This is a genomic window from Amycolatopsis sp. NBC_01307 (assembly GCF_035975215.1).
Classification (GTDB): Bacteria; Actinomycetota; Actinomycetes; order Mycobacteriales; family Pseudonocardiaceae; genus Amycolatopsis.
In genome coordinates, this window is the sequence record NZ_CP108403.1 from 7,840,431 (window position 1) to 7,865,268 (window position 24,838).

Annotated in this window: 27 protein-coding genes; 10 read left to right on the plus strand and 17 right to left on the minus strand. The window is 72.2% G+C overall.

All coding sequences use genetic code 11. The annotated features are described in order from the left end of the window. Positions 1 to 169: 169 nt before the first annotated feature. On the plus strand, positions 170 to 1,645 hold the full coding sequence (locus OG439_RS34325) for a WS/DGAT/MGAT family O-acyltransferase (RefSeq protein ID WP_326944792.1): 1,476 nt from the start codon (positions 170 to 172) through the stop codon (positions 1,643 to 1,645). Beyond that, positions 1,645 to 2,520, plus strand: a complete 876-nt coding sequence (locus tag OG439_RS34330) for an alpha/beta fold hydrolase (protein WP_326944793.1) — start codon at positions 1,645 to 1,647, stop codon at positions 2,518 to 2,520. The genes OG439_RS34325 and OG439_RS34330 overlap by 1 nt, the downstream gene beginning before the upstream one ends. Before the next feature lie 264 nt (positions 2,521 to 2,784). Here the strand turns inward: OG439_RS34330 and OG439_RS34335 are convergent, their stop codons facing one another. Together OG439_RS34335 and OG439_RS34340 are read right to left on the minus strand one after the other, a co-directional pair. Beyond that, the gene (locus tag OG439_RS34335) at positions 2,785 to 3,546 is read right to left on the minus strand and encodes a 2-keto-4-pentenoate hydratase (RefSeq protein WP_326944794.1); all 762 of its coding nucleotides are present in this window, start codon (positions 3,544 to 3,546) and stop codon (positions 2,785 to 2,787) included. Beyond that, a complete protein-coding gene (locus tag OG439_RS34340) occupies positions 3,543 to 4,340 on the minus strand; it encodes a 2-keto-4-pentenoate hydratase (protein WP_326944795.1) in 798 nt (265 codons plus the stop codon). The genes OG439_RS34335 and OG439_RS34340 overlap by 4 nt, the downstream gene beginning before the upstream one ends. Positions 4,341 to 4,480: 140 nt before the next feature. On the opposite strand from OG439_RS34340, the gene OG439_RS34345 reads away from it, so the two are divergent. The 3 genes from OG439_RS34345 to OG439_RS34355 are packed head-to-tail and all read left to right on the plus strand — an operon-like array spanning position 4,481 to position 6,035. Continuing rightward, on the plus strand, positions 4,481 to 4,984 hold the full coding sequence (locus OG439_RS34345; protein ID WP_247058659.1) for a VOC family protein: 504 nt from the start codon (positions 4,481 to 4,483) through the stop codon (positions 4,982 to 4,984). Positions 4,985 to 5,040: 56 nt separating this feature from the next. After that, on the plus strand, positions 5,041 to 5,610 hold the full coding sequence (locus OG439_RS34350) for a hypothetical protein (RefSeq protein ID WP_326944796.1): 570 nt from the start codon (positions 5,041 to 5,043) through the stop codon (positions 5,608 to 5,610). Positions 5,611 to 5,633: 23 nt separating this feature from the next. Further along, a complete protein-coding gene (locus tag OG439_RS34355) occupies positions 5,634 to 6,035 on the plus strand; it encodes a CoA-binding protein (protein WP_247058661.1) in 402 nt (133 codons plus the stop codon). Here the strand turns inward: OG439_RS34355 and OG439_RS34360 are convergent. The 6 genes from OG439_RS34360 to OG439_RS34385 form a co-directional block, all read right to left on the minus strand. Further along, positions 6,032 to 6,847, minus strand: a complete 816-nt coding sequence (locus OG439_RS34360; protein ID WP_326951688.1) for an NHL repeat-containing protein — start codon at positions 6,845 to 6,847, stop codon at positions 6,032 to 6,034. The genes OG439_RS34355 and OG439_RS34360 overlap by 4 nt on opposite strands. A gap of 80 nt (positions 6,848 to 6,927) precedes the next feature. Beyond that, positions 6,928 to 7,437: a GvpL/GvpF family gas vesicle protein gene (locus tag OG439_RS34365; RefSeq protein WP_326944797.1), complete on the minus strand. Its 510-nt coding sequence runs from the start codon at positions 7,435 to 7,437 to the stop codon at positions 6,928 to 6,930. Between the two features lie 194 nt (positions 7,438 to 7,631). Then, positions 7,632 to 8,306 (minus strand): response regulator transcription factor, encoded by a 675-nt coding sequence (locus tag OG439_RS34370; protein ID WP_326944798.1) that lies wholly within the window; start codon positions 8,304 to 8,306, stop codon positions 7,632 to 7,634. 1 nt (position 8,307) lies between these two features. Then, positions 8,308 to 9,711 carry a sensor histidine kinase gene (locus OG439_RS34375; RefSeq protein WP_326944799.1) on the minus strand — a complete coding sequence of 468 codons (1,404 nt, stop codon included), beginning with the start codon at positions 9,709 to 9,711 and terminating at the stop codon, positions 8,308 to 8,310. 29 nt (positions 9,712 to 9,740) lie between these two features. Then, the gene (locus OG439_RS34380) at positions 9,741 to 10,463 is read right to left on the minus strand and encodes a type 1 glutamine amidotransferase (RefSeq protein ID WP_326944800.1); all 723 of its coding nucleotides are present in this window, start codon (positions 10,461 to 10,463) and stop codon (positions 9,741 to 9,743) included. After that, entirely contained in the window at positions 10,456 to 11,676 is a 1,221-nt protein-coding gene (locus OG439_RS34385; RefSeq protein WP_247058666.1) for a Mur ligase family protein, read from the minus strand. The genes OG439_RS34380 and OG439_RS34385 overlap by 8 nt, the downstream gene beginning before the upstream one ends. A gap of 339 nt (positions 11,677 to 12,015) precedes the next feature. Here OG439_RS34385 and OG439_RS34390 point away from each other — a divergent pair, with 339 nt between their 5' ends. The 4 genes from OG439_RS34390 (at position 12,016) to OG439_RS34405 (ending at position 16,026) form a co-directional block, all read left to right on the plus strand. Further along, a complete protein-coding gene (locus OG439_RS34390) occupies positions 12,016 to 12,798 on the plus strand; it encodes an IclR family transcriptional regulator (protein WP_326944801.1) in 783 nt (260 codons plus the stop codon). Between the two features lies 1 nt (position 12,799). Beyond that, positions 12,800 to 14,491, plus strand: a complete 1,692-nt coding sequence (locus OG439_RS34395) for an L-lactate permease (RefSeq protein WP_326944802.1) — start codon at positions 12,800 to 12,802, stop codon at positions 14,489 to 14,491. Positions 14,492 to 14,500: 9 nt separating this feature from the next. Then, complete coding sequence (locus OG439_RS34400) at positions 14,501 to 15,058, plus strand: HD domain-containing protein (RefSeq protein ID WP_326944803.1); 558 nt, start codon at positions 14,501 to 14,503, stop codon at positions 15,056 to 15,058. Positions 15,059 to 15,162: 104 nt separating this feature from the next. Next, a complete protein-coding gene (locus tag OG439_RS34405) occupies positions 15,163 to 16,026 on the plus strand; it encodes a thermonuclease family protein (RefSeq protein WP_326944804.1) in 864 nt (287 codons plus the stop codon). Here the strand turns inward: OG439_RS34405 and OG439_RS34410 are convergent, their stop codons facing one another. Genes OG439_RS34410 through OG439_RS34420 form a run of 3 tightly spaced genes read right to left on the minus strand, consistent with a single transcriptional unit; the run spans position 16,027 to position 18,104 of the window. Next, positions 16,027 to 17,292: an RNA polymerase sigma factor gene (locus OG439_RS34410; RefSeq protein WP_247058671.1), complete on the minus strand. Its 1,266-nt coding sequence runs from the start codon at positions 17,290 to 17,292 to the stop codon at positions 16,027 to 16,029. A 39-nt stretch (positions 17,293 to 17,331) separates the two neighbouring features. Next, the gene (locus OG439_RS34415) at positions 17,332 to 17,679 is read right to left on the minus strand and encodes a YciI family protein (RefSeq protein WP_326944805.1); all 348 of its coding nucleotides are present in this window, start codon (positions 17,677 to 17,679) and stop codon (positions 17,332 to 17,334) included. Next, positions 17,679 to 18,104, minus strand: a complete 426-nt coding sequence (locus tag OG439_RS34420; protein ID WP_326944806.1) for a YciI family protein — start codon at positions 18,102 to 18,104, stop codon at positions 17,679 to 17,681. Before OG439_RS34420 ends, OG439_RS34415 begins: the two co-directional genes overlap by 1 nt. A gap of 144 nt (positions 18,105 to 18,248) precedes the next feature. Between OG439_RS34420 and OG439_RS34425 the strand changes: the two genes are divergently transcribed. Further along, positions 18,249 to 19,232 carry a small ribosomal subunit Rsm22 family protein gene (locus tag OG439_RS34425; protein ID WP_326944807.1) on the plus strand — a complete coding sequence of 328 codons (984 nt, stop codon included), beginning with the start codon at positions 18,249 to 18,251 and terminating at the stop codon, positions 19,230 to 19,232. 229 nt (positions 19,233 to 19,461) lie between these two features. Here the strand turns inward: OG439_RS34425 and OG439_RS34430 are convergent, their stop codons facing one another. The 6 genes from OG439_RS34430 to OG439_RS34455 form a co-directional block, all read right to left on the minus strand. Continuing rightward, positions 19,462 to 20,052 carry a DUF4232 domain-containing protein gene (locus OG439_RS34430; RefSeq protein ID WP_326944808.1) on the minus strand — a complete coding sequence of 197 codons (591 nt, stop codon included), beginning with the start codon at positions 20,050 to 20,052 and terminating at the stop codon, positions 19,462 to 19,464. A gap of 35 nt (positions 20,053 to 20,087) precedes the next feature. Further along, positions 20,088 to 20,582: a DUF4232 domain-containing protein gene (locus OG439_RS34435; protein ID WP_326944809.1), complete on the minus strand. Its 495-nt coding sequence runs from the start codon at positions 20,580 to 20,582 to the stop codon at positions 20,088 to 20,090. Positions 20,583 to 20,719: 137 nt separating this feature from the next. Then, positions 20,720 to 20,950 (minus strand): DUF4232 domain-containing protein, encoded by a 231-nt coding sequence (locus OG439_RS34440; protein ID WP_326944810.1) that lies wholly within the window; start codon positions 20,948 to 20,950, stop codon positions 20,720 to 20,722. Positions 20,951 to 20,995: 45 nt separating this feature from the next. Then, positions 20,996 to 23,551: a CHAT domain-containing protein gene (locus OG439_RS34445; protein WP_326944811.1), complete on the minus strand. Its 2,556-nt coding sequence runs from the start codon at positions 23,549 to 23,551 to the stop codon at positions 20,996 to 20,998. 174 nt (positions 23,552 to 23,725) lie between these two features. Further along, positions 23,726 to 24,148: an Imm1 family immunity protein gene (locus tag OG439_RS34450; protein ID WP_326944812.1), complete on the minus strand. Its 423-nt coding sequence runs from the start codon at positions 24,146 to 24,148 to the stop codon at positions 23,726 to 23,728. Continuing rightward, positions 24,136 to 24,789, minus strand: coding sequence for a DddA-like double-stranded DNA deaminase toxin (locus OG439_RS34455; RefSeq protein ID WP_326944813.1), 654 nt, complete (start codon positions 24,787 to 24,789; stop codon positions 24,136 to 24,138). Before OG439_RS34455 ends, OG439_RS34450 begins: the two co-directional genes overlap by 13 nt. Positions 24,790 to 24,838: the final 49 nt, after the last annotated feature.

Here is a 24,838-nt window from a genome sequence, read left to right on the forward strand (position 1 = left end):
GCAATCAGTGGACGCCCGGACCCGATGTGGACAACTCGCCACGCCAATGCGCCGCGACAACGCACGTCACAGCAGAGCCATCCTGAGCTGCACCTCCGCACCCTCCTAGCGGATTTACGGCCGTCACCCCGCCGGGCAGACTGGCCTGCCGAGTCCCCGAGGAGGCCCGATGCGCCAGCTCACCGCCCTGGACGTGCAGTTCCTCAACGCCGAGTCGACCACCACCACCGGGCACGTCGGCGGGCTGTCGATCCTCGATCCGGCCACCGCGCCGGGCGGCACCGTGACCGTCGACGACCTGCGGGCGCTCATCGGCTCGCGGCTGCACCTCGCCAAGCCCCTGCGGTGGCGGCTGCTCCAGGTGCCGCTCGGGCTCGACCACCCGTACTGGATCGACGATCCCGAGTTCGACCTCGAGTACCACGTCCGCGAGATCGCGCTGCCCGCGCCGGGCGACGAACGGCAGCTCGCCGAGCAGATCGCGCGGCTCACCGCGCGGCCGCTCGACCGGCGGCGGCCGCTCTGGGAGGCCTACCTGGTGCAGGGCCTGCGCGACGGCAACGTCGCCGTCTACACGAAGGTGCACCACAGCGCGATCGACGGCGTCTCCGGGGCCGAGCTGATCGGCGTGCTCATGGACGTCACCCCTGAGCCGCGCCAGGTGAACCCACCCGGGGAGCCACGAACAGACGACATCCCGTCCCCCGTCGAACTCGCGCTCAACGGCGTGAAACGGCTCGCGCTGCACCCCGTCAAGGCTGCGCTCCAAGTGCCGAAGCTGCTTCAGCACATCGACGAGGTGCCCGGCCTCGCCCGCTACCCCGGCGTCGGGCTGCTCGCGAAGGCCGGCAGCGTGCTCAACCGCGTCACGCGCCAGGGCGCCGGACGCCACGAAGCCGACCGGCCGCGGCTGGTCGCGCCGGACACGCCGTTCAACGGCCCGATCGGCCCGCACCGCCGGTTCGCGTACGGCTCGCTGCCGCTCGACGAGGTCAAGCGGGTCAAGAACACCTTCGGCGTCACGGTGAACGACGTCGTGATGGCCCTGTGCGCGACCGTCATGCGCCGGTGGCTCGTCGACCACGACGCGCTGCCCGACCAGCCGCTCGTGACGCTGGTTCCGCTGTCGGTGCGCACACCCGAGCAGGCCAAGGACGCCGGGAACCAGGTGTCGGTGATGCTGGCGCCGCTGCCGACGCACCTCGCGGACCCCGCCGCGCGGCTGGCCGAGGTCACCAGCGCGATGGTCGCCGCGAAGCAGCGGTACCAGCCGCTGCCGGCGTCGTGGCTGGTCGACTTCAGCGGGATGCTCCCGGCCGCGCTCGGCGGGCTCGCCGCCCGCGCCACCATGAAGTACCTCGGCGCGACCACGCCGGTCGTCAACCTCGTCGTGTCGAACGTCCCGGGCGCGCAGGTGCCGCTCTACCTGGCCGGCGCCCGGCTGCTCGCCAACTACCCGGTGTCCGCGATCACCGACGCGAGTGGCGGGCTGAACATCACCGTGATGTCCTACGACGGCAAGCTGGACTTCGGGCTGGTCGCGTGCCGCGAGCTGATCCCGGACGTCTGGGACCTGATCGACCACCTGCACGACGCGCTGGCCGAGCTCACCAAGCTGGCCGCCGAGCACACCCGGGAGGCCTGATGGCGGAGCGCGTCGCGGCGGTCAACGGCGTCGAGCTGTGCCACGAGACGTTCGGCGACACGGGCGGGCGGCCGCTGCTGCTCGTGATGGGGCTCGGCGCGCCGATGATCTGGTGGGACGAGGAGTTCTGCGAATCCCTTGCCGCGCAAGGCTTCCACGTGATCCGGTTCGACAACCGCGACTCCGGGCGGTCGAGCCGGATGCGCGGCCAGGCCAACCTCGCGCAGGCGTACCTGCTGCGCGGCGCGCCGTACTCGCTCGCCGACATGGCCGCCGACGCCGCCGGGCTGCTGGACTACCTCGGCATCCCGGCGGCGCACGTCGTCGGGGCGTCGATGGGCGGGATGATCGCGCAGACGCTGGCGATCCGGTACCCGTCGCGGGTGCTTTCGCTGACGTCGATCATGTCGACCACCGGGAGCCGGCTGGTCGGCCGCCCGAGCCCGAAGGCGATGTCGATGCTGCTCGGCGCCCGGCCGCGCGACCGCGCCGAGTACGTCGAGCTGGCGGTCCGCACGTTCCGCGTGATCGGCTCGCCGGGCTACCCCTTCGACGAGGCCCGGATGCGCGAGCGGGCCGAGCGGACGTTCGACCGCGGCGTCCACCCGGGCGGCACGGTCCGCCAGCTCGCGGCGATCATGGCCGACCGCGACCGGACGCCGAAGCTGCGCAAGGTGCGCGTACCGGCCCTGGTGGTGCACGGATCGCGGGACCCGCTGGTCCACGTCTCCGGCGGCCGCGCGACGGCCCGCGCGATCCCGGGCGCCGACCTGGACATCGTCCCCGGCATGGGCCACGACCTGCCCCGCGCGGTCTGGCCCCGGGTGGTCGCGGGCATCACCCGCATCGCCGACCGAGCCAAAGTTACGACCTGACCCGCACCCGGCGGGTCGGCCCACGTACCCAGCCGGTCGGGTCACGTACCTGGACGGTCGGTTCGTGAGCCGACCCTCCAGGCACGTGAACCGACCCTCCAAGTACGCGAGCCGACCCTCTAGGTACGTGAGCCGACCGCCCAGGTACGCGGGCCGACCCTTCAGGTACGCGAGTTCGCCGGGCCGGTTCGCGTAACTCGCGTGATCCGGCGCGGGTCTCGCGTGATCCGGCGCGTGACTCGCGTGATTGAGGGCGTGACTCGGTTAGGTGGAAAGGGTTACTGAGCCTAGGTGGGAGAAGTGAGCCGCTACTCGGGAACCCGGGTTGAGCGGCACTGCGTCTGTCATGCCGCCTGTCAGGACCAGCCAGCCTGGTTCCAAGGCCAGGCCGCGGGTCGCCAGGGTGTTCGCGGCCAGGGCCAGGGCCTCCGCTGGGTGGCCTTGGACCGCTGCGCCCGTGGCCGTGTCGACGATCTGGCCGTTGACCTCCAGCAGGGCCGCTTCCAAGGTGAGGTCCAAGGAAGACGCGGGGAGGCCGACCGGGCCCAGGGTGAAGTGAGACGACGAGCCGTTGTCCGCGACCGCGTCCGGGAGGGTGAAGCGGTAGTCCGTGTAGCGGCTGTCGATGATCTCCATCCCGCCGTAGACCCGGTCGACGGCGGCCAGCGCCGTCGCCGCCGTGACGCCGGGGCCGGACAGCCGTCGGCCCAGTACGAAGACCAGCTCCGGCTCCGCGCGCGGGTGGAGCAGCGAAGACGACGGCACCGGCACCCCCGCGGGCAGCACCATCGCGTCGGTCAGCCAGGCCAGCAACGGCGAGTCGATGCCCATCCGCTGCTGCTTCGCCCGGGACGTCAGGCCCAGCTTGACGCCGATCAGCGTCTCGCCGCGGGCCCGGCGCTGGCGCAGGGCCTCGTCCTGGATCGCGTACGCCGTGTCGACGTCGAGGTCCGGCCAGTCCGCCGACAGCGGCGGGCGCTCCGACTCCGTGGCCAGCAAGGAAGCCGCCGCTTCGCGCACGTTCATGATTCCTCCGAAGGGGCGAACACCGCGGTGACGCTGCCGATGCCGGCGATGGTCGCGACGACCGTGTCGCCCGGCGACACCGGGATCGCGCGGGTCATCGAGCCCGGCAGCACGACGTGCCCGGGTTCCAGTGTGACGCCCAGCGGGCCGACCGTGTTCGCCAGCCACACCAGCGAGTTCAACGGCGACCCGAGCACCGCACCGCCCGCGCCCGTCGCCGCTACCGAACCGTTCTGGTAGAGCACACAACCGGCCAGCCGCAGGTCTACCGCACCCAGCGCCGTCGGGCTGCTGCCCAGCACCACGCCGCCGGACGACGCGTTGTCCGCGATCGTGTCGAAGAGCGTGATCTTCCAGTCCTGGATCCGCGAGTCGACGATCTCCAGCGACGGCAGCACAAATGACACAGCCCCCACCGCGTCGGCGACGGTGACGCCGGGGCCGCGCAACGCCGACCCGAGCACGAACGCGATCTCCGGCTCGATCCGCGGCTGCAGGAACGCCGACGTCGGGATCGGCTGGTGCTCCAGGTGGAACATGCTGCCGGTCAGGTGCCCGTAGTCGGGCTGGTCGACGCCCATCTGCCGCTGCATCGCCGCCGACGCGAGGCCGACCTTGTGCCCGCGGACGGCGTCACCCGCGGCCGTCCAGTGCCGCACCTGCTCCTGCTGGATCCGGTAGGCGTCCTCGACGGTCGCCTCCGGGAAGGTCTTGATCAGCGGCTCGATCGGCTCGCGCGTCGCGTAGGCCCCGGCCAGAACGGCGGCGGCCTCCTGCACTCTGCTGGCGTCCACGCTCGGGAACTCTGCCCGCGGCGGCAGCCGCACACAAGCCCGGGTGTTCCACCCAGCGGAACTCTCGCCAGACAACCTCTTGCGCGCGAGATAAATCGGGCGTACGTTGAACAACACCACCAGGAAGGGACGTGAGGGACATGGCACCGACACAGGCCGAGGTCACCAAGCTCGCCGAGGTCCGTGACGAGCTGCGCGAGCGCCACCTGCGCCCGGCCGCCGACCGGCCCGAAACCAACGGCCGCGGCATCCACCACACCGCGCTGATCTCCAGCGACGTCGAGCGGACCATCGGGTTCTACCAGGACATCCTCGGCTTCCCGCTCACCGAGCTGATCGAGAACCGCGACTACCCCGGCTCCAGCCACTTCTTCTTCGACGTCGGCAACGGCAACGCGGTCGCCTTCTTCGACCTGCCCGGCCTGGACCTCGGCCCGTACGCGGAGGTCCTCGGCGGACTGCACCACCTCGCGCTGTCCGTCACGCCGGAGCGGTGGAGCGTCATCAAGGACAAGCTCGACGAGGCCGGCGTGCAGTACCTGCTCGAGAGCGAGACGTCGATCTACCTGGCCGACCCCGACGGCGCCCGCGTCGAGCTGATCTCCGACCCGCTGGGTGAGATGTACGGCGAGAAGATCGGCTGAAAGCGTGGTCTGGACGTCGCGGGCGATCTACCCTGTCCGCGACGTCTGGAGGTCCGATGGCCGATTGGTCGCTTTCCCGCGCGAAGGCCCGGCTCGACCGCCGTGAGCACCTCGACGAGCTCACCGCCCGCACCCGGTTCGAGGTGCGGCTGCACCTGAACGAGCCCGCGGAGTACGGCAGCTACGACGACGTGGAGAGCATCTTCGCGATCGGTCACGGCGAGTGCGCCGCGTTGCTCGCGCACCGCCGCGTCCTCCCGCTGTGGGAACGGCTGCTGCTCGCCCGCTACGCCCGGCGGCTGCACGGCAAGGCGATCACCCGCAGTGTCGGCGCGGTCCCCAGCGGGGCGTCCGGGATCGCGCGCGCCTTCGGGGCCGAGATCCTCGAACTCGGCCCCGACTCCGGTGACACCGGCGCCAAGTACGACCTGCAGGGCCGCGGCCTGCTGACGGTGTTCCGCATCGCCGTCGGCGCCAAGGGCGAGGCGTGGCCGGACCGGCACGAGGTGTCGACGACGTCCGCGCGCAACATCCTGACCTGCTGCGCGACGTTCGCCCACCGGAAGCCGTGGCACGTGCTCTGGCCCGTCTACCGCGTCCGCGGCCTGCGGCTCTGGAAGCTTTGACGCGCGCCGGACGTTCCACCCGCATGAACGCTGAAGAGATCTTGGCGAACGCGAAGACGATCGCGGTCGTCGGCCTGAGCCGCGACCCGGCCAAGGCCGCGCACGGCGTGCCGGCGGTGTTGCAGGCCCACGGCTTCCGCATCATCCCGGTCCACCCGACCGCGACCGAGCTGCTCGGCGAGAAGGTCTACCGGTCCCTCAAGGACATCCCGGAGCCGGTCGACCTGGTCGACGTCTTCCGCCCGTCCGCCGAGGCGCCGGGGATCGCGCGCGACGCCGTCGAGATCGGCGCCAAGGCGCTGTGGCTGCAGCAGGGCATCACCTCCGCCGAGGCGCGCCGCATCGCCGAGGAGGGCGGGCTGGAGTTCGTGCAGAACCGCTGCACCGCGGTGGTCCGCGCGACGGCGTCGATCTCGAAGAGCTAGCCGCCGAAGCTGACTACGCGATGGCGCCCGGCGTCGGTGACCCAGATCCCGCCGGCCGCGTCGACGGCCACGCCGAGCGGGGCACCGAGCGCGTCCGAGCCGAACTCCACGCGGCACGAGCCGGTGGTGTCGAACCGCGTGATCCGGCCGTGGTCCGGCGACGTCACGTACGCGTCGCCCGACGCGGTCACGGCGACGTCCGCCGCGCTGGACCGGCCGCACCCGATGGACCCGATGACCCGGCCGTCGGCGTTGTACCGCACGACCGCGACGTCGCCGTCCGCCGGGTGTCCGTTGTGGACGATCCAGGCGCCGCCCGCGCCATCGCCGGCGATGCCCCGCGGTGAGCCGACCTTCTCGGTGATGTCGCTCAGCGCCGCGCCGGTGCGGGTGTCGAAGCGCGCGACGCGCTGGTGCCCGGGGTCGGCGACGAGCAGGCGGCCGGCCGAATCGAGCGCGATGCCGCACGGGCCGGCGAGCTCCCCGGTGCCGAACTCCCGGACGAACCCGCCCCACCACGCGTACTGCGCGACGCGGTGGTTGCCGGTGTCGGCGACGTAGACGTTGCCCGCCGCGTCGACCGCGACGGCTTCCGGTGCCTTGAGCCGCCCGGCCAGCACGCGCACGAGCTTGCCGTCGCGGGTGAACGCCTGGACGCGGTCGTTGCCGGTGTCGGCCACCCAGAGCTGCCCGCGCGCGTCGACCGTGATTCCGGCCGGGCCGGCGAACTGCCCCGGCCCGGGGCCGACGCGGCCGAACGCGCCGCGGTACTCCGGCGGCGGAGCCTGCTGGTCGGTGCGGGTCGCGATCATGGCCACGGCGTCAGGATCACCGACGCGGGGCCGCGGTGACCAGCGACGTCAGGACTGTTCAGCAACTGTTCCGCCGTCGCTCACCGCCGGTCGACGAAGCTGTACGCGGGCAGCGGCCCGAGCCAGTCGGCGCCGTGCCCGGCGACCGCCTCCCGGACGACGAGCAGGTCGCCCAGGCCCACCAGGAACGCCCAGCGCTCGTCGGCGTGCTCCCCCGCCGGCAGCGACACCGAGTCGCGGGCCCGTTCCGCCACCTCCGCGAGCAGGCCCACCCCCGACACGGAGTCGCCGAACCGCAGGCAGACGTGCACCTCGGCCAGGCCGTCGAGGCGGGCGAGGTCGGCGCGGTACTCGTCGGCGGCCGGGGCGAGCACCTCGCGGCGGACGGCCTCTTCGTCTTCCGCGACCGCGCCGAACCGGGCGGGCAGCACCGGGCCGCCTTCGACGAGCGACGACACCACGGCCAGGTGCGCGGCCGGGTCGGGGTCGGCGGGCGTCTCGCCGACGACCATCGCGATGTCCTCCCACCGCACCGCGCGCGGCACCCTCGGATGACCGGCCCGGACCACCCCGAACAACTGCAGCGCCACGGTTCTCCGTTCTCGTTCGACAATTGCTCTCGACACCGCGGCGAAATTGCGGGAAATCGGCTCCTTCGCCGGCCGGACCGTCACCGTAGCAACGTCGGAGCTTCGGCACTAATGCCGTTCACACCGTGGTTTTCACCGGTTCGCCGAGTTCGGCCACCCGGTTGGCGGTGACTGCGCCGAAAAGGTGATTCCGGTTAATTTCCACCGGCCAGCCGATAACCGACCCCGCGGACCGTTTCGATGGTGTGGGTGCCGAACGGCACGTCGATCTTGCGGCGGAGGTAGCCGATGTAGACCTCGACGACGTTCTCGTCGCCGTCGTAGTGCGCGTCCCAGACGTGGCCGAGGATCTCGTTCTTCGTCAGCGCGGTGCCCGCCCGGCGCAGCAGGAACTCCAGCAGCCCGAACTCGCGCGCGGTCAGCTCGATCCGCCTTTGTCCTCTGTGGACGGTCCGGGCCGACGGGTCGAGCCGCAGGTCACCGGCCTCCAGCACGGCCGGGCGGGCCGGGGCGCCGCGCCGGAGCAGGGCCCGCAGCCGGGCGATGAGCACGACGAACGAGAACGGTTTCGACAGGTAGTCGTCGGCGCCGAGGTCGAACGCGTCGGCCTCGTCGTACTCGCCGTCCTTCGCGGTCAGCATCAGCACCGGCGTCCAGTTCTCGGCCGCCCGCAGGCGTTTGAGCACCTCGTAGCCGGACAGCTCGGGCAGCATGATGTCGAGCACGACGACGTCGTACTCCTGCTCGGTCGCCGACCACAGGCCGTCCTTGCCGGTGTGCGCGACGTCCACGGTGAAGCCCTCGGCGACCAGGCCGCGCCGGAGCGTCTCCGCGAACTCGCGCCCGTCCTCCACGATCAGCAGGCGCACGTCAGTCCTCCTCCTCTTCCGGCACGACGATGACGGGCAGCTCGATCACGAACCGCGCACCCGGCGCCCCCGGTTCCTCGGCCGCGGCGTAGCGCGCCCGGCCGCCGTGGCGCGCCGCGATGCCGGCGACGATCGGCAGGCCCAGCCCGGTGCCGCCGTGGCCGCGCTGGCGGGACGCGTCGAGCCGGACGAACCGCTCGAAGATCCGGTCGCGGTCGGCCTCACCGACGCCGGGGCCGTCGTCGCTCACCTCGACGACGGCGAGGTCGCCGTGCACCGAGCTGGCGACGCGGATCCGGTCCCGCGCGTGGCCGCGCGCGTTGTCGACGAGGTTGCGCACGGCGCGGCGCAGCTGGGCCTCGCTGCCGTAGACCTTCGCCGGGCCGGCCCGGACCTCGACCTCCAGCGCGCATTCGCCGCGCACGCGTTCGGCTTCGGCGCGGACGATGTCGTCGAGGTCGACCTCGGTGCGCGACGGCCGGTCGGTGGCGTCGTCGGTGCGGGCGAGCATCAGCAGGTCGTCGACCAGTTCCCGCAGCCGCGCGGTCTCGCGGGCGATCACCGGCACCAGCTCCTCGGTGCTCTCCGGGTGCCGGCCGGAGACGTCGAGCGCGGTGCTGATCGTCGAGAGCGGCGACCGCAGCTCGTGGCTGGCGTCCGCGACGAACCGGCGTTGCGCCGCCTGCGCGGACGCGAGCCGGCCGAGCATTTCGTTGAGCGTCACGGCAAGCCGGTGCACCTCGTCGCCGCCCGGCGGCAGCGGGACGCGGGCTTCGAGGTCGCGCGTCGAGATCTCGGCGACGGTCCGGCGCATCCGCTCGACCGGCCGCAGCGCGGAGCCGACCGCGCGGTAGACGGCGAGGCCGGAGATGGCCAGCAGCGGCACGGCGATCAGGCCGAGCAGCAACGTCAGCCGCGTCGAGGCTTCGGTCACCGGTTCCAGCGAGCGCGCCGAGATCACCGTGAACGGCCCGCCCGGCCCGTTCACCTCCTGGGAGACGACGCGGTAGTCGTCGCCGTCGCCGTTGAGGCCGAGCGGGAGCGTCTCGACGGTTTCGTGGCCGATCGTCGGCCGCGCGGACGTCAGCGGCGGGTGCCCGACGATGGCCGGGTCGCTCGCGATCGGCCGGCCCTGCGCGTTCAGCACCTGCGTGACGGCCTCGGTGTCGCCGGTGCTCGCGACGTCGCTCGCGCTCAGGTCCCGCGCGCCCTCGCGGACGAGCTGGATCGCGACCTGACGGCCGGTGCTGCGGGCACTCTCGGTGACGCTGCGGTCGAGCGACTCCTCCAGCAGCACCACGACGATCGCGAGCGCCGCCGCGATGGCCAGCGCGAGCGCGAACACCGCCACCGCGGTGGTGCGCATCCGGACGCCGGTCGCGGCGATCACCCTGCCCAGTTTCACCAACTCAGCGTAACCACGACGCGACGCCGTCACGACGTCCGGCGGCGGCGCGAAGTGGTGAGCCGCTCCCCGCGCAGCCGGTCGACCTCGGGCACGGGCAACGCCGGCAGCGGGTGCCCGGCCGTCCAGGCGAGCAGCAGGTCCGCGAGCGCCGGGTTGCGGGCGAGCGCCGGGCCGTGCAGGTAGGTGCCGATGACCCGGCCGGTCACCGCGCCCTCGGTGCCGTCGCCGTTGCCGGTGCCGCGCACGACCTGGCCGAGCGGCGCGCTGTCGGCGCCGAGCTTGCTGACGCCGAGGTGGTTCTCGAAGCCGGTCAGCGGCGAGTTCCCCAGGAGCGCGGACGACGTCGCGACCAGCTCGGCGACCGACCGGCGCTCGCCGGGTTCGGTGGTGACGTCGAGCAGGCCGAGGCCGTCGTGGTCGACGCCGTCGAGGCCGCGGAAGCGGGTGCCGAGCACCTGCAGCCCCGCGCAGACACCGAACACCACGGCGCCCTGGGCCACCGCACGCCGCAGCCCGGGGTGCTTCCGCAGGTGCGCGGCGGCCAGCACCTGCGCGCCGTCCTCGCCGCCGCCGAGCAGGTAGAGGTCCAAAGTGGACGGCACCGGCACGCCGAGTCCGACCGGCACGACCTCGGCGTCGAACCCGCGCCACTGCAGCCGTTTGCACAGCACCTGCGCGTTGCCGGAATCGCCGTAGGTGCCGAGCACCTCGGGCAGCAGCAGTCCGATGTGGACGATCGACTCAGCCACCGGGCAGCCTGCCGACCAGGTCGCGGAACGCGGTGTAGTTGGCGACCAGCTCGACCGCGCCGGGCGGCAGCGTGTCGATCGCGGCGACCGGGTCCGGCTCGGCCCAGTGCGCCACCTCGGCGTAGCAGAGCCGGACGGCGAGATCGGCGCAGCGCTCGCCGGTGACGACGACCTGGCGTCCGCGCAGCCGTTCGAAGTGGACGTCCCAGAGCCAGGACAGGTCGCGCCCGTCGGCCTCCTGGGCGTTGACCGCGACCACCACCGGCGTGTCTTCGTCCAGCACGCGCAGCGTTTCCACCCAGCCGGCCGGGTTTTTCGCCAGCATCAGCCGCACGGAATGCCGGGTGCGGCGGACCGTGCGGTAGCGCCCGCCGATGTCGGTGATGGTCCGCAGCCGGGCCGCGGCGGTGTGCGGCGGCACGCCGAGCCGGTGCGCCGCGGCCAGCGCGAGCGCGGCGTTCCCGCGGTTCGCGTCGCCGGGCAGCCGCAGGTCGAGGTCGACCTGGCGGCCGCCGGGCGTGCGGACGAGGTCGCCTTCGAGCGTCCAGCTGGGTTCCGGGCGGCTCAGGCCGCAGCCGCAGCTCCAGTGCCGGTCGGTCTCGGCGATCAGGCCTTCGCAACGCGGGCACGCGGTCGCGTCGCCGGTCCAGCGGCGGCCCGTGCTCACCCACACCGGCTTCGCGGCCGCGCTCGCGGCGGACGTCACGAGGACGTCGTCGCAGTTGGCGACGACCAGCGTGCCGGGCAGCGCGGCGATCGCGGCGCGGAGGTCGCGTTCGGTCGCGCGGACCTCGCCGACCCGGTCGAGCTGGTCGCGGCTCAGGTTGAGCAGCACCAGGACCGCGGGCTGGACCTGGTCCGCGACCTGCGGGACGTAGGTCTCGTCGACTTCGAGGACCGCGTACGGCGCGTCCGGGCGGGCGGTGAGCGCGGCGAGGACGCCGTCGGGCATGTTCGCGCCGTCGCCGTTGGAGGCGACCTCGGCCAGCGCTTCGAGCGCGCGGGTGAGCATCAGCGACGTCGTCGTCTTGCCGTTGGTGCCGGTGACGAGCACGACGGTGCGTTCCCGGCCGAGGCGGCGCAGCGCCCGCGGGTCGAGCGCGAGGGTGACGCGCCCGCCGATCATCCCGCCCGAGCCGAGCCCGGCGCTGCGGGACAGCCACGCGGTCAGCCGGCCGGCGGCCACGGACGCGCGGGTACGCAGGACGGTCATGCCGCAGACGGTGCCCGGAAGGCGCTGTGAGTTTCCTGAGCGCGTGACGGCGGTCTCCGCACGGGTGACCAATGGTCACTCCGAATTGCCCACTCGTTCGGCCGAATGTTCACGGATATGAACGTGGACCACCGCCTAGCGTGACGTGACCGCCGCCACAACCGCCTTAGGTAGGAAACCTAACCATCGGAGGTTGTACCAATTAGCCGAGCTAACATTCCGCGCTATTGCGAGTTATTCCAAGATCTTCCCCGCATACATCGGAGGTGTTACCGTCCAAACCCGCCCAGCGGAAATACGTACCGCTGAGCGGGAACGGAACGTCCAACGGAGGGCAACGTGGGACCGGAGCGCGGGCTGGAACAGAGCGGAACTCTCGAGCGCGGGCTCGCGGTGCTGGAGCACGTGGGTCGTCACCAGGAGATTTCCACCAACGCGATCGCGCGGCAACTGGGGCTTTCCCGCAGTGCCGCCTATCGCATCGTCGGCACCCTGAAGAACCTCGAATACCTCGAAGCCGACCAGGTCACCGGCCGGGTGCGGCTGGGGACGCGGCTCGTCGAACTGGGTGCCCGGGCGATGGCCGCGACTGATCTGCACCGGTGCGCGCCGCGGTACCTCGCGTCGCTCGCGGAACGCTCCGGCGAGACGACCTACCTGGCCGTGCCGGACAACGACACCATGGTCTACGTCGCCACCGAACGCAGCGCCAGCGCCGTCACCCTGGCCTGCCGCCTCGGCACGCGGCGCCCGCAGCACGCGACGTCGCTGGGCAAGGCCTGGCTCGCCGCGCTGCCGGAGCCCGACCGCGCCGAGCGCGTCCGGCGGATGAAGCTGGACTCCCTCACGCTCAAGACGATCATCGACCCGCACCGGCTGCTCGACGAGCTCGCGCGGACGTGCCGCCGTGGCTGGGCCGTCGACGAGGTCGAGAACGAGCCGGACGTCGGCTGCGTCGCCGCCGCCGTCCGCGACCACTCGGGCCGGCCGATCGCCGCCATCAGCGTCGCCGGGCCGGCACCGCGGGTGCTGCGCCGGCTGGACGAACTGGGTGCCTCCGTGGCCGGGACCGCCGCCGCCCTGTCGCTGAGGCTCGGGTACGTGCGAGGGCAAAGGAGCTGACGTGACCTGGATCCAGGACTACCAGCCGGCGGGCGGGCTGTGGGTGTCGGCCCTGCTGGCCGCGCTCCCGATCATCGTGCTGCTGGTGGCGCTCGGGGTGGTCCGCTTGTCGGCGCACCTGTCGGCGGCGCTCGCCCTGGTCACCGCGCTGGGCGTCGCCCTGCTGCTGTACGGGATGCCGGCCGGGCTCGCGTTCGACTCGGCGGCGATGGGCGTGGTGTTCGGCGTCTGGTCGGTGGCCTGGATCGCGTTTCACGCGGTGTACTTCCACAACGTCACGGTCGCGACCGGCCGGTTCGACTCGATCAAGCGGGTACTGGCCGGGTTCAGCGAGGACCGGCGGCTGCAGGCGCTGCTGATCGCGTTCGGCTTCGGCGCGCTCCTGGAAGGCGTCGCCGGCGGTGGGTCGCCGATCGCGATCACCGCGGCGATGATGGCCGCACTCGGCTTCCCGCCGGTGAAGGCCGTCGTGCTGGCCCTGCTGGCGAACACCGCGCCGGTGGCGTTCGGCGGCCTCGGCAACCCGCTGATCGTGCTGGGCCGGCTGACCGCGCCGATCATGCACTTGAAACCGGACCAAGCGACGGACGCGTTCTCGGCGATGGTCGGGCGTCAGGTCCCGGTGCTGGCGCTGATCATCCCGGCGTTCCTGGTCGTCGTGCTGGCGGGCTTCAAGCGCATGGTCGAGGTCTGGCCGGCGGTGCTGACGGCGGGTCTCGCGTTCGCGGCCATGCAGTTCGTGGCGTCGAACTACATCAGCGCCAGCCTCGTCGACGTCCTCGCCGCGCTCACCGCGATGGCCGCGCTGTGGATCCTGACCCGCTTCTGGCAGCCCGCGTCGGTGTGGCGCTTCGAGGGCGAGACGCCCGTTCCCGCCTCGTCGAACTTGGGCGCGGCCAAGGCTTCGCGGGGCGCGCTCTACGCGTGGATGCCGTACATCATCCTGATCGCGGCGATCTTCCTGACCCGGATCGGCACGATCTTCAAGAACCTGCCAGTGTGGCTGGACCTGACGAAGCTGCTGCACAAGGCCGACTGGATCTTCGCCTGGCCGGGGCTGCACAACCACGTGATCCAGCACCCGCCGATCACCGCGAAGAACGCGCCGTACGCGGCGACGTTCACGGTGGACTTCCTGTTCTCGCCGGGCACGGTCGCGCTGATCGCGGCGGTGATCGCCGGGTTCGCGATGGGCGCGAAGCCGGGGCTGCTGCTTTCGACGTACCGCAAGACGCTGCACCAGATGCGCTGGGCGCTCGCGACGATCTTCATGATCCTGGCGATCGCGTTCGTGATGAACTACTCGGGCGCGACGCAGACCCTCGGCCTCGCCCTGGCGACGACCGGTGCGGTGTTCCCGCTGTTCTCGGCGTACATCGGCTGGCTGGGCGTGTTCCTGACCGGGTCGGACGCGTCGACGAACAGCCTGTTCGGCCCGATGCAGGTGATTTCGGCCCAGCAGCTGCACATCGACCCGATCCTGGCCGGCGCGACGAACACGTCGGGCGGCGTGATGGGCAAGATGATCTCGCCGCAGAACCTGTCGATCGGCGCGACGGCGATCGGGCAGACCGGCAAGGAGGGCTCGCTGCTGCGGCAGACGTTCCTGTGGTCGTTCGCGCTGACCGCGGTGGTGGGCGTGATCTCCCTCTTGCAGGCGACGATCCTCACGGCGATGATCCCGTCGCCCTAGGCTGACGGCATGAGTGCTGACGCCTTGGCCGCTTTCGGTTACGAACTCGGGGTGCTGAAACGCATCCGGCGGTCGGGGTGGTGGCAGGCGGGCGTCCGCGACCCGGAGTCGGTCGGCGAGCACAGCCTGCGGGCGGCGCAGCTGGCCGCGTTGCTCGCGGCGGAGGAAGGCGCGTCGCCGGAACGGGCGGCGTTCCTGGCGCTGTGGCACGACACGCAGGAAACCCGCACCGGCGACCTGCCGCACACGGCCGTGGCGTACCTGCGGAAGCCGGAACCGCGGGAGATCACCGCGGACCAGACGGCGGCGCTGCCGGTGTCTTCGCGCGACGTCGTCCGCGCGGCCGTCGACGAATACGAGTCACGGGAAACGCCCGAAGCGCTTTGCGCCAAGGACGCGGACAAGCTGGAGATGCTGCTGCAGGCGCTCGAGTACCAGCACGCCGGCATCCGGCCGGTCGGCGAGTGGATCGAATCCGGCCGAACGGGTCTCACCACGGAGACCGCCCGCAGGATCGCCGCGGCGGCGGTGGCGCTTTCCCCGCTTTCGTGGCGGGAAACCCGTTAACGGCGTTCGGCGGTATCGCGGTTGTTTCCACTGTGGTCACTGGTCTGTCCGGGTGGAAAAGCGAACGGATCAATGGCCGGGCGTCCTACCGTTGTCGTATGCCCATGACGCTGATCAAAGGTACGTTCCAGCTCGTCGGAGCTTCGCCGGACGGCGATTCCGTGCGGTTCTACCCGGATGATCCCGAGGCGACGAAGAAGGCCGGGCTGAAGGTCCGGCTCAATTCCCGCGGCGGCATGCAGCTGCGGCTCGACGCGATCGACGCGCTGGAGACGCACTACCGCCCGCACGGCGGCCCGATGCTGCACCAGCCGGTCGCCCTGGGCACGGCGGCGGCCGACCGGCTGGTCGCGGTGCTGGGCTTCACCGACGTTCTCCGGGCCGACGACGGCAAGGTGAAGTCGGCGACACCGGACAAGGTGACCGGGCACATTCTCACCCGTTTCGCCGACAAGTACGGCCGCGCGGTCGCGTTCGCGTTCCCCGGCCAACGCCCGGGCCGTTCGGTCGACGGCAGCCTCGTGCACCTGGACGTCAAGCAGCTCAAGAACTCCGTCAACTTCCGGATGATCACCGAGGGCTTGGCGTACCCGACGTTCTATTCGCTGCTGTACCCGGATCTCCGCCAGGCCCTGTCGGACGCGGCGGTCGCGGCCCGGAAGTCCGGCAGCGGCGTGTGGGCGTCGGACGTCACGACGTCGGGCTTCAAGCTGAGCAACCGCGCCCAGCTCAGCGACGACCTGGTCCTGCTGCCGAAACTGTTCCGCAGACTGGCCGACTACCTGGTCCTCGACGAAACGGGCGGCGCGTCCTTGTCGGGCTTCGCGCATTTCCTGGACACGAGGAACGACCGCCTGTTCACGGTCCCCGGCGGCCACGCGACGGAGCTCTCGACGCTGGTGGAGGTGAAACGGCAGAGCGTGAAGCTGACGGTGGCGCCGGAACAGATCGTGTTCATCGAGGCCTGACTAGCGACCGACCGCCGTCGCGCGGGACAGGAGCAGGGCTCGCTCTCGGGCGTTCTCCGTCATCTCCGCCGCGCGGCGGAACTCCTGCTCGGCCTCCTCCAGCCGGCCCAGTTTGCGCAGCAGGTCGCCGCGGACGCTCGGCAGGAGGTGGTAGTCCTTCAGCGCCGGCTCGTCGGCCACCGCGTCGACGACCGCCAGGCCCGCCTCGGGGCCGTACGCCATCGCCACCGCGACTCCGCGGTTCAGCTCGACCACCGGGGACGGCTGGAGCTTGCCGAGTCCTTCGTAGAGCGCCGCGATGCGCGCCCAGTCCGTCTCGTCGGCCTTGCGGGCGCGCGCGTGGCAGGCCGCGATCGCCGCCTGGGCCGAGTACGGGCCGTACGCGCCTTCGGCGATCTGCTCCGACAGCGTCAGCGCGGCGAGGCCGTGCTGGATCAGCAGCCGGTCCCAGCGGGCGCGGTCCTGGTCCAGCAGCAGCACCGGCTCGCCGGCCGGGCCGGTGCGGGCCTTCGACCGGGACGACTGCAGTTCCATCAGCGCGACGAGGCCGTGCACCTCGGACTCGCCCGGCATCAGCCCGGCCAGCACGCGGCCGAGCCGCATGGCCTCCTCGCACAGCGCCGGGCGCATCCAGTCGTCGCCGCGGGTGGCCGAATAACCCTCGTTGAACACCAGGTAGAGGACCTCGAGCACGGACGACACCCGGGCGACCCGCTCGTCGCCCTCGGGCACCTCGAACGGGACCTTCGCCGCCGCGAGGGCCTTCTTCGCGCGGACGATCCGCTGCGCGATCGTCGACTCGCGGACGAGGAAGGCGCGCGCGATCTCGTCGGTCGTCAGGCCGCCGAGCATCCGCAGCGTCAGCGCGACGCGCGCCTGGGTGTTGAGCACCGGGTGGCACGCGACGAACAGCAGCCGCAGCAGGTCGTCCTCGATGTGGTCGTCGAGCGCCGCGTCGAAGTCCGGCAGCACGCCCTCGCCGACCTGCTGGTCGCGGCCGACCTCCACGAGTTTCTCGGCGTACCGCTCGTTGCGGCGGAACTGGTCGACGGCGCGGCGTTTCGCGGTGGTCATCAGCCACGCGCCGGGGTTGCGCGGCACGCCGGACTCCGGCCACTGCTCCAGCGCCGCGACGAGCGCGTCCTGCGCCAGCTCCTCGGCGAGCCCCACGTCGCCGCGGGCCATCCGGGCCAAGCCCGCGATGAGCCGCGGCGACTCGATCCGCCAAACCGCTTCGACCGTGCTCCGGGTGTCCGCTACCGTCACCCGGCCATCAGACAGGCTGCGCCCGCCCGGTGCAACCCACTACTCGGCGATGGGGCGGATCTCGATCACGCCGCCCTGCTCCTCCGGGTTCGGCGCCCGCTTCATCAGCGCGACGACGTCGTCGAGCGATTCGCCGTTGAGCACCCACACCCCGGCGACGAGCTCCTTCGACTCCGCGAACGGCCCGTCGATGAGCTTCGGTTCCGCGTCGCCTTCGAACAGGACGCGCACGCCTTCCGCGCTGGCGGTGAGCCCCTCGGCCAGCACGATCCGGTCGTCGGCGAGCAGCTCCTCGTTGAACTTCGCCATCTCTTCGAGCAGGACGGCGTTCGGCGGCGCGCCCGTTTCCGACTCCGGGCTCGACTTGACCATCACCAGGAAGCGCATCACGCCTCCCCGGACGTCTTCGCGCGCAGCTGCGCCTCGATCTCGGCGACCTCCGGGCTCAGGTTGTCGAAGTCGGACGCCTCGGCGACGCGCCGGATCTCGACCTCGTGGGTCGAGCCGTCGGTGTTCGGCATCCGCTTGATCCATTCGACCGCCTCTTCGCGGTTGCGGACCTGCAGGATCCAGAAGCCGCCGACGAGCTCCTTGGTCTCGGCGAACGGCCCGTCGACGACCTTGGGCTCTTCCTTGCCGGAGAACACGATGCGCGCGCCCTGCGAGCTCGGCGTGAGCCCCTCGCCGGCGAGCAGGATGCCGGCCTTCAGCATCTCTTCGTTGAACTTCGCCATCTCTTCCAGCAGCTCGGCGCTGGGACCCTGCCCGCCCTCGAACTCCTCCGACGCCTTGACGATGACCATGAACCGCATCGCGGTCTCCTCTCGCTTCTGCTTACGCGTCGAACAGCGGGACGCCGGATCGACGGGTGCGCCGGAAAACTTTTTCGCGCCCGGAAAGTAGCAGCTCAGGGTGCGTGGAGCCGGGACGATCCGGACAGGGGAGAATCAACGGCCGTGGCCGTACTCCCCGACGATCTCTCCGCCGCGCTCGACGACGAGCTGGCCAAGCACCATCTCCACCGGCTCACGCAGGCCTTCGACCGGCTCAGTGCGCGCTACCGGCAAGGTGACGCGGCCACGTCGCCGATCCTCGCCTCCGAGGTCGACGTCGCCGCCTACGCCGGTTACCGCATGCCCGCGACCTACGCCGCCGTGCACGCTGTGCTCGCCGAAGCCGCTTCGCGTGCTCCCGGCTTCGAGCCGCGTACGCAGGTCGACGTCGGCGGGGGAACCGGCGCCGCTGTCTGGGCCGCCGCGGAGGTCTGGCCTTCGCTCGAGAAGTGCGCCGTCGTGGAGCAGGTCGCCGGGGCCATCGGGCTCGGGAAACGGCTGGCCGCCGGGGCGCGGAAGCCCGCCGTCCGGGGCGCCGAGTGGCGGCGCGGGCTCGTCGACCCGGCCGCGCCCGCGCCGGAAGCGGACCTCGTGACGCTGTCCTACGTCCTCGGCGAGCTGCCGGAAGCGGACCGCGAAGACGTCGTCCGGTGGCTCGCCGCGAAAGCCGGGGCCGTCGCGGTGGTCGAGCCCGGCACGCCGGCCGGTTACGAGCGGATCCGGGCCGCGCGCGCCCAGCTCATCGGGCTCGGCCTGCAGGTCGTCGCGCCGTGTCCGCACGACGGCGAGTGCCCGATCACGCCCGGCAAGGACTGGTGCCACTTCGCCGCGCGGCTGCCGCGGTCCAACCTGCACCGCCGGATGAAGACCGCCACGCTCGGGTTCGAGGACGAGAAGTTCGCCTACGTCGTCGCCGGGCGGTTCACGCCGTCGCGGCCGGACGCGCGGATCATCCGGCACCCGAAGAAGCACAAGGGCTGGGTCGCGCTCGACCTCTGCACCGCCGGCGACGGCCTCGAGAGCGGCGTCGCCGTCTCGAAGAAGCAGGGCCCCCGGTACCGCGCCGCCCGCGACGTCGAGTGGGGCGACGGCTGGTCGACGACCTGACCGAGCCGGAGAGCACGGGTGCCTGCGCGTCGAGCCGGTCCACCGTGAGTAGGAAAGACCGCAGCGGTAACCGGCCAGTCGGGGGGCGTGCCGGCCGGTTACCGCCGCATGGAGGAAGAGGGCACCTCGCCTCAGGTATGACGCGCGCTCTCGCGCTTCACCCGATCGAGTGAGGGCGTGGCATTCGGCCCAAGCGCCCCGAGGTGGCCTCGGGGCGCTCGGGGACGGGTCAGGCCGGGTCGGCGAGGATGCCGTTCACGTAGGTGCCCGGGTGGGTCGCCGCGTCCTGGCGCAGGACCGGGAGGTCGGCCGGCCAGTCCGCGGTCAGCGGCTGGGTCTGGCCCGGCGGGATCGTCTTGAGCGACGTCGGCGTCCAGGACGCGCCGCCCTCCGACGGCGTCAGGACCGTGATCGTCGCCGACGCCGTGGTGCCGGCCGGGACCTCGTTGTACTTCACGCCGTTGTCCTCGCGCGGCAGGTGGTAGACCGGGCCGAACGTCGCGTCGTCCGGGCCCACCAAGTCGACGCCCGGGACGCCGTACAGGCCGCACGTGTGGTCCGAGGTGTTGCGGTAGGTCAGCGGCACGTCGAACTGGCCCGGCGCGTCGGTCTTCCCGGCCGGTTTGCCCAGCGAGACCGCCAGGTCGGCGGTGGTGCAGCGCGGCGTCGCGGTGGACGCGGCCGGAGCCACGGCGCCCCCGGCCGTCCCCGCGGCCCCCGCCGCGCCGGACGACGGCTGCGTCGCGGCCCCCGCCGCGCCACAAGCGGTCAACGCGGCCATCCCCGCCGCGGCCCCGATCCCCGTCAAGATGCGCTTCATGACATTCCTCCCTGTGTCCGGAAAGCCGGCGAGATTCAGCTGCTGACGGGCGTGACCTGCACGGAGTCACCCTTGACCGGCGCACCGGCCGGCCAGTCGACGCTCACCGGCTGGCCGTACGGGCCGGTCGGCAGGTCGAACGTGACGGTCGTCGGCACGACCGGTGACGGCGTCGCGGCCGAGCGCTGCACGATCCGCGACACGGCCGGGTGGCCGGCACGCAGGTTCACCGGCAGCGCCTCGGCCCCGTCGACCGTGGTGGCGATCGGCAGCCGCTGCCCGTCGGCGACGAAGGTCAACGCCGTCGGCGCGCCCTGGAGCTTGCAGTTCGTGGTCGGCGAGGTCGCGGTGTAGGTCAGGACGTACGCCTCGTGGCCCGCCGCGTTCGACGGGTCCTTCGCGACCGTCACGTGCACGTCGGACGCGCCGCACGGGGTGTCGCTCGGCATGGCGTTCGCGGCGCCGGCCGCCAGGAACAGGCCCCCGGCCACCAGGCCACCGACGGCGATCGCGGTAACAGTGCGCTTCATGGTGCTCTCCCTCGTTCCGTCAACAACTTTCGGACTCATGAGGAAGATGCCCAAGTGATCACCGAGGATGCGTCCCGATGGGGTCGATCACCCGAAAGCAACCCCGGCCCGGGTGAGACGTCGAAAAGAAAGAACGCTCACCCGGCGAGGATGCCGTTGACGTAGCTGCCCGGATGCGTCGCTGAGTCGTCCGGGCCGATCAGGTCGACGCCCGGGACGCCGTGCAGGCCGCAGGTGCGGGCCGAGGTGTTCTTGAACGTCAGCGGCACGTCGAACTGGCCCTTCGCGTCCTGGCTCTCCTTCGGCGCGCCACCTTCGTCGCGGCTGCCGAAGACGTCTGCGGCGCGGCAGGCGCGGCCGAACCGCACGCCGTCAGTGCGAGCATCCCCGCCGCCACAACAGCGGAAGCAAGCTCAGCTGCGGCCGAAGCACACGAACGGCATCAGCGGCTCGGCCTGGGCGGCGTCGGCCAGTGCGCGGGCCGGGGGTGTTCCCGACGACAGGGCCCGGTGGTAGGCCAGCATCACGCCACCCGCGGTCCGGTCGTCGACGCGGGCCACGCTCGAGACCACCGTCCGGCTGCCGCCGTAGAGCAGCGCCGCCGTGAAACCCAGGACCTCGTCACCCGCGCGGACGACCGTCTGGCCGACGTCGCACGAGGACAGCACCACCTGCTCCGGGGCCGTCGAAAGCTGCTGGACGTCGTAGGCCATCAGCGGCCCGTCGGCCAGGTTGAGCCGGGAGAACAGCACGTTCTCCTGCTCGTGGTGGCCGTGCGCGGCGAAGTGCGCCAGGCGGCAGCCGTCGAACGCCTTGAGCGTTGCCGCGACCGTCGCGTCCGGGCCGGTCAGCACCGCGGCCTCCGGGTAGAGCGCGGCCAGCCGGGACACCTCGGCGTCGGCGTGGGTCAGGTCCGAGCCCGCGACCAGCAGCGGCGCCCCGGTCGCGCGCCGCGGCCGGCGGCCGGCGTCGAGCCAGGCCGACGACGACGGCGTCACGGTCACCGGGCGGCCGCGCAGCGTCGGCAGCAGCCCCCACGGGATCGCGGACAGCGCGCCGGTCGGCACGACGACGACGTCGAGGTCGCCCAGCCGCGCGGCCAGCGGCTTCAGGAGGATCGCGTCGAGCGCCGTGACCTGGGTGCGCACCGACCGGCGGATGACGTGGTCCAGCTGCGGCGGCAGCTGGCGGCCGCATAGGGCGTCGAGGTCGCTGTGCAGCCGCGCGACCGGCTCCGCGACCGCCGCCGCCGGGCCCAGCTCGATCAGCGCGACCCGGTGGTCGGCGATCACCTGCGCGCACAACGCGCCGTGGTCGGCGAGGAAGCACACCATCGCGCTGCCGCTCGCCGCGAGCTCGTCGCCGACCTCGCGCAGCTTCGCTTCCGGGTGGTCCTCGTCGGTGCCCTCGGCCTGCCAGCCCTTGGCGCGGATCTCGTGTTCCAGTGCGGCACAACGCTTCACGGCCTGCGCGTCCGGCTTCCCGGACAGCTCGCCGGCGCGGATCTGCATCGAGAGGTACCGCAGCTCGGCGACGGCGTCGACGGTCTGCGGGTGCGCGGGCGGGCGCACCGGCCGGAACCGGAACGCCTGGGCGCGCGACCGGTCGAGCCACCGGAACACCACCCCCGGCGACCGCTGGGCGAGCGCCGCGGCGAGGCCGGCGTCGGCGAGTTCCTTGCCCAGCGACGTCGTCCCGGTCTTCAGGTCGACGCTGCCGAACCGGCTGCGGTGGCGCTGCAGCTGCGTCAGCCCGGCCCGCGCGTTCGCGAACGTCACGCGCCGGTTGCCGGTCGCCGCCCCGAGCTCGGCCAGCGCCAGCCGCCGGAAGAGGCGGTTCTCCAGCGGCGCGGTGCGGCGGTCGCGCGCGGCGATGCCGGCGCGGGCGCCGTCGAGGTCGCCCAGCACGATCCGGGCCCGGGCGCCGAGCAGCGCGGCGATCTCCGCGTCGTTGCGCAGGCCCAGCGCGGTGAGCCTGGCGGCCAGCGACGTCGCGTCGGCGGCGACGCGGGCGATCCGGCGGCCGGCCGCGAAGTCCGCGCGCAGCACGGTCAGCTGGGCGACCGCCGCCCAGGTTTCGTTGCCCCTTCGACGAAATCGACGCTCGGCGCGCCCGGCCCAGCTGCGCGCGGTCGACGTCTCCCCGCTCGCCAGCGCGGCCAGCGCGCGGGTCAGCTCGGCCTCGGCGTGTTCCTGGTTCATCCGCAGCCGCGGGAACTGTTCCAGCGCCGCACCGAGCTCGGCCGCGGCCTCGTTGGGCAGCCCGGCCGCGAGCAGCGCGCGGGCCTTGTCGACGGCCAGCACCGGCAGCATCCCGACGCTCTGCTCGGCGTAGAAGCCGCTCGCCGCGTCGAAGTCGCGCAAGGCGCCCGGGATGTCGCCGGTCAGCACACGCGCCTGGCCGCGGCCGTGCGCCGCCTTCGCGAAGATCCTGGCCAGGCCCTCTTCTTCGGACTGGCCGGCGCCGATCTGCTCGCACTGGTCGAGGTCGGCGAGGGCGAGCCGGACGCGCCCGGCGTACTGGTGCAGCATCGCGCGATTGAGCAGGGTCCGGGCCAGCACGACGAACTCGCCCGCCTGCCGCAGCAACGGGATCGCCTCGTCGAAACAGTCGAGGGCCTCGTCCATCCGGCCGATCAGGATGAGCACCAGACCCCGTTGCTGGCGCAGGATCCCGCGCCCGGCGTCTGACACGAGGACGTCGGCCTCGTCGAGCAGCGCGAGGCCGCGGGTGCTGTTGCCGAGCGCCGTTTCGACGGCCGCGTAGGTGCCGAGGACGCGCGTGGCGAGGTCCGTCCACCCCGGCCAGTCTTCCGGCGCGGACGTCGCGGGCAGGCCGAGCAACCGCGCGGCGGCGCGGATCAGCCGCCCGCCGACCACCGGCTGGCCGTCGTTGGTCGCCGCGACCGCGCGCTTGTGCAGGTCGCGCACCCGGTCTTCGACCTTCGGCGAGGCGACCTCGGTGCGCACAGGCAGCCCTTCCGGCCGGGAACCGTTCCCCCGGCCGGATCCTACCTCGCGGTGCTCGCGTTTTTGAGCGCTCGCGAAGAGCGGGTCACAACTCGATGGCCGGGGTGCTCACCGTCCTCGCGCCGCGCCCCGGCCCGGGCGGATCCAGCCCCGGCCGCGCGCCACGCCGAGGTCTCAAACGGACGGGGCGGAAGCCAGCCCCGCAGGGACGCTCCCGGTCTCCAAGAAGTGCCGCGCGACCCGCCGCACCTCGTCCATCGCCACTTCGCACCCGGCCGGGATTTCCCGCACATGCGCCATGTAGTCGTACGTGACGTATTCGGCTGGATCTCCGTCGCCTTGCGTCTGCACCGCCTCCGGCGTCATGAACACGACAAAGCCTCTGTCCTGCCCGATGCCCATGTCGAATACGCCCTGCTTCGGATCTCCGGCAACACTGCATTCCACCATCGACGGCACCGGAACGTCTTTGGTGTCCGCCTGGACCTGCGCGATGAGGGCATCCAATTCGGCCGCCGAACTCACGAGGATTGCCGGGTCACCGTCGGCATGGTCGTTGTCCGGCTCCTGGTTGTACCAGACCTCTAGCGTGACCACGGTTTCGCTCCTCCGGTGAACGTCTTGCGGTAGTTCCGGCCTTCCCGCACCATTCGCGCGGCCAGTTTCTGTTCGACATCGGCCGTCGCGGCGAGGTGACCACGCGGAGGTATGCCGTGTTCGCGGAGCAGGCGGACGGCCTCGGCGGAGTCGTCGTCCAAGCCGCTGACGATCTCGTGCGTCCGACCGTGCTCGTCCACCCAACGGCCGTGCGTCTTGGCCCCCGTGTTGCCGGTGACGAGCGGCGGCATACCGGCCTGCAGGGCTTCCGCCTGCTCGCGGGTGAGGCGCTGACCGTCCGGCTTCGAGGGACTCACCGCGGGTTTGCCGGCGGCCGTCGAAGGCACGGGACCGACCGCGGTGCCCGCGCCCGCCGGTGGCGGTTCACTGACACCCAGCCTGTCCAAATAGCCGGTCAACAACCCAGCCGCGCAGTCGACAACCTGCCGAAGAGCGCTCGCGCCCGCTGCCACCCGCTCGAAGCCCGCCACCGCTTGCCGGACCTCGGGCTGCTCGGAACCCAGCCGCGTGAGTGCCTGCCGGGCTTCGTCGGCAAGATCAGCAGCTCGTTCCAGGCCGCCGGGAGGCAGCTCGCGCAAAACCTTCCGGACGGCCGACGACAAGTCGCCGACTCCGGCCATGGTTGCTCCCGCGCACGTCATGGCTGCTCAACGAGCAGCCCACCGACGA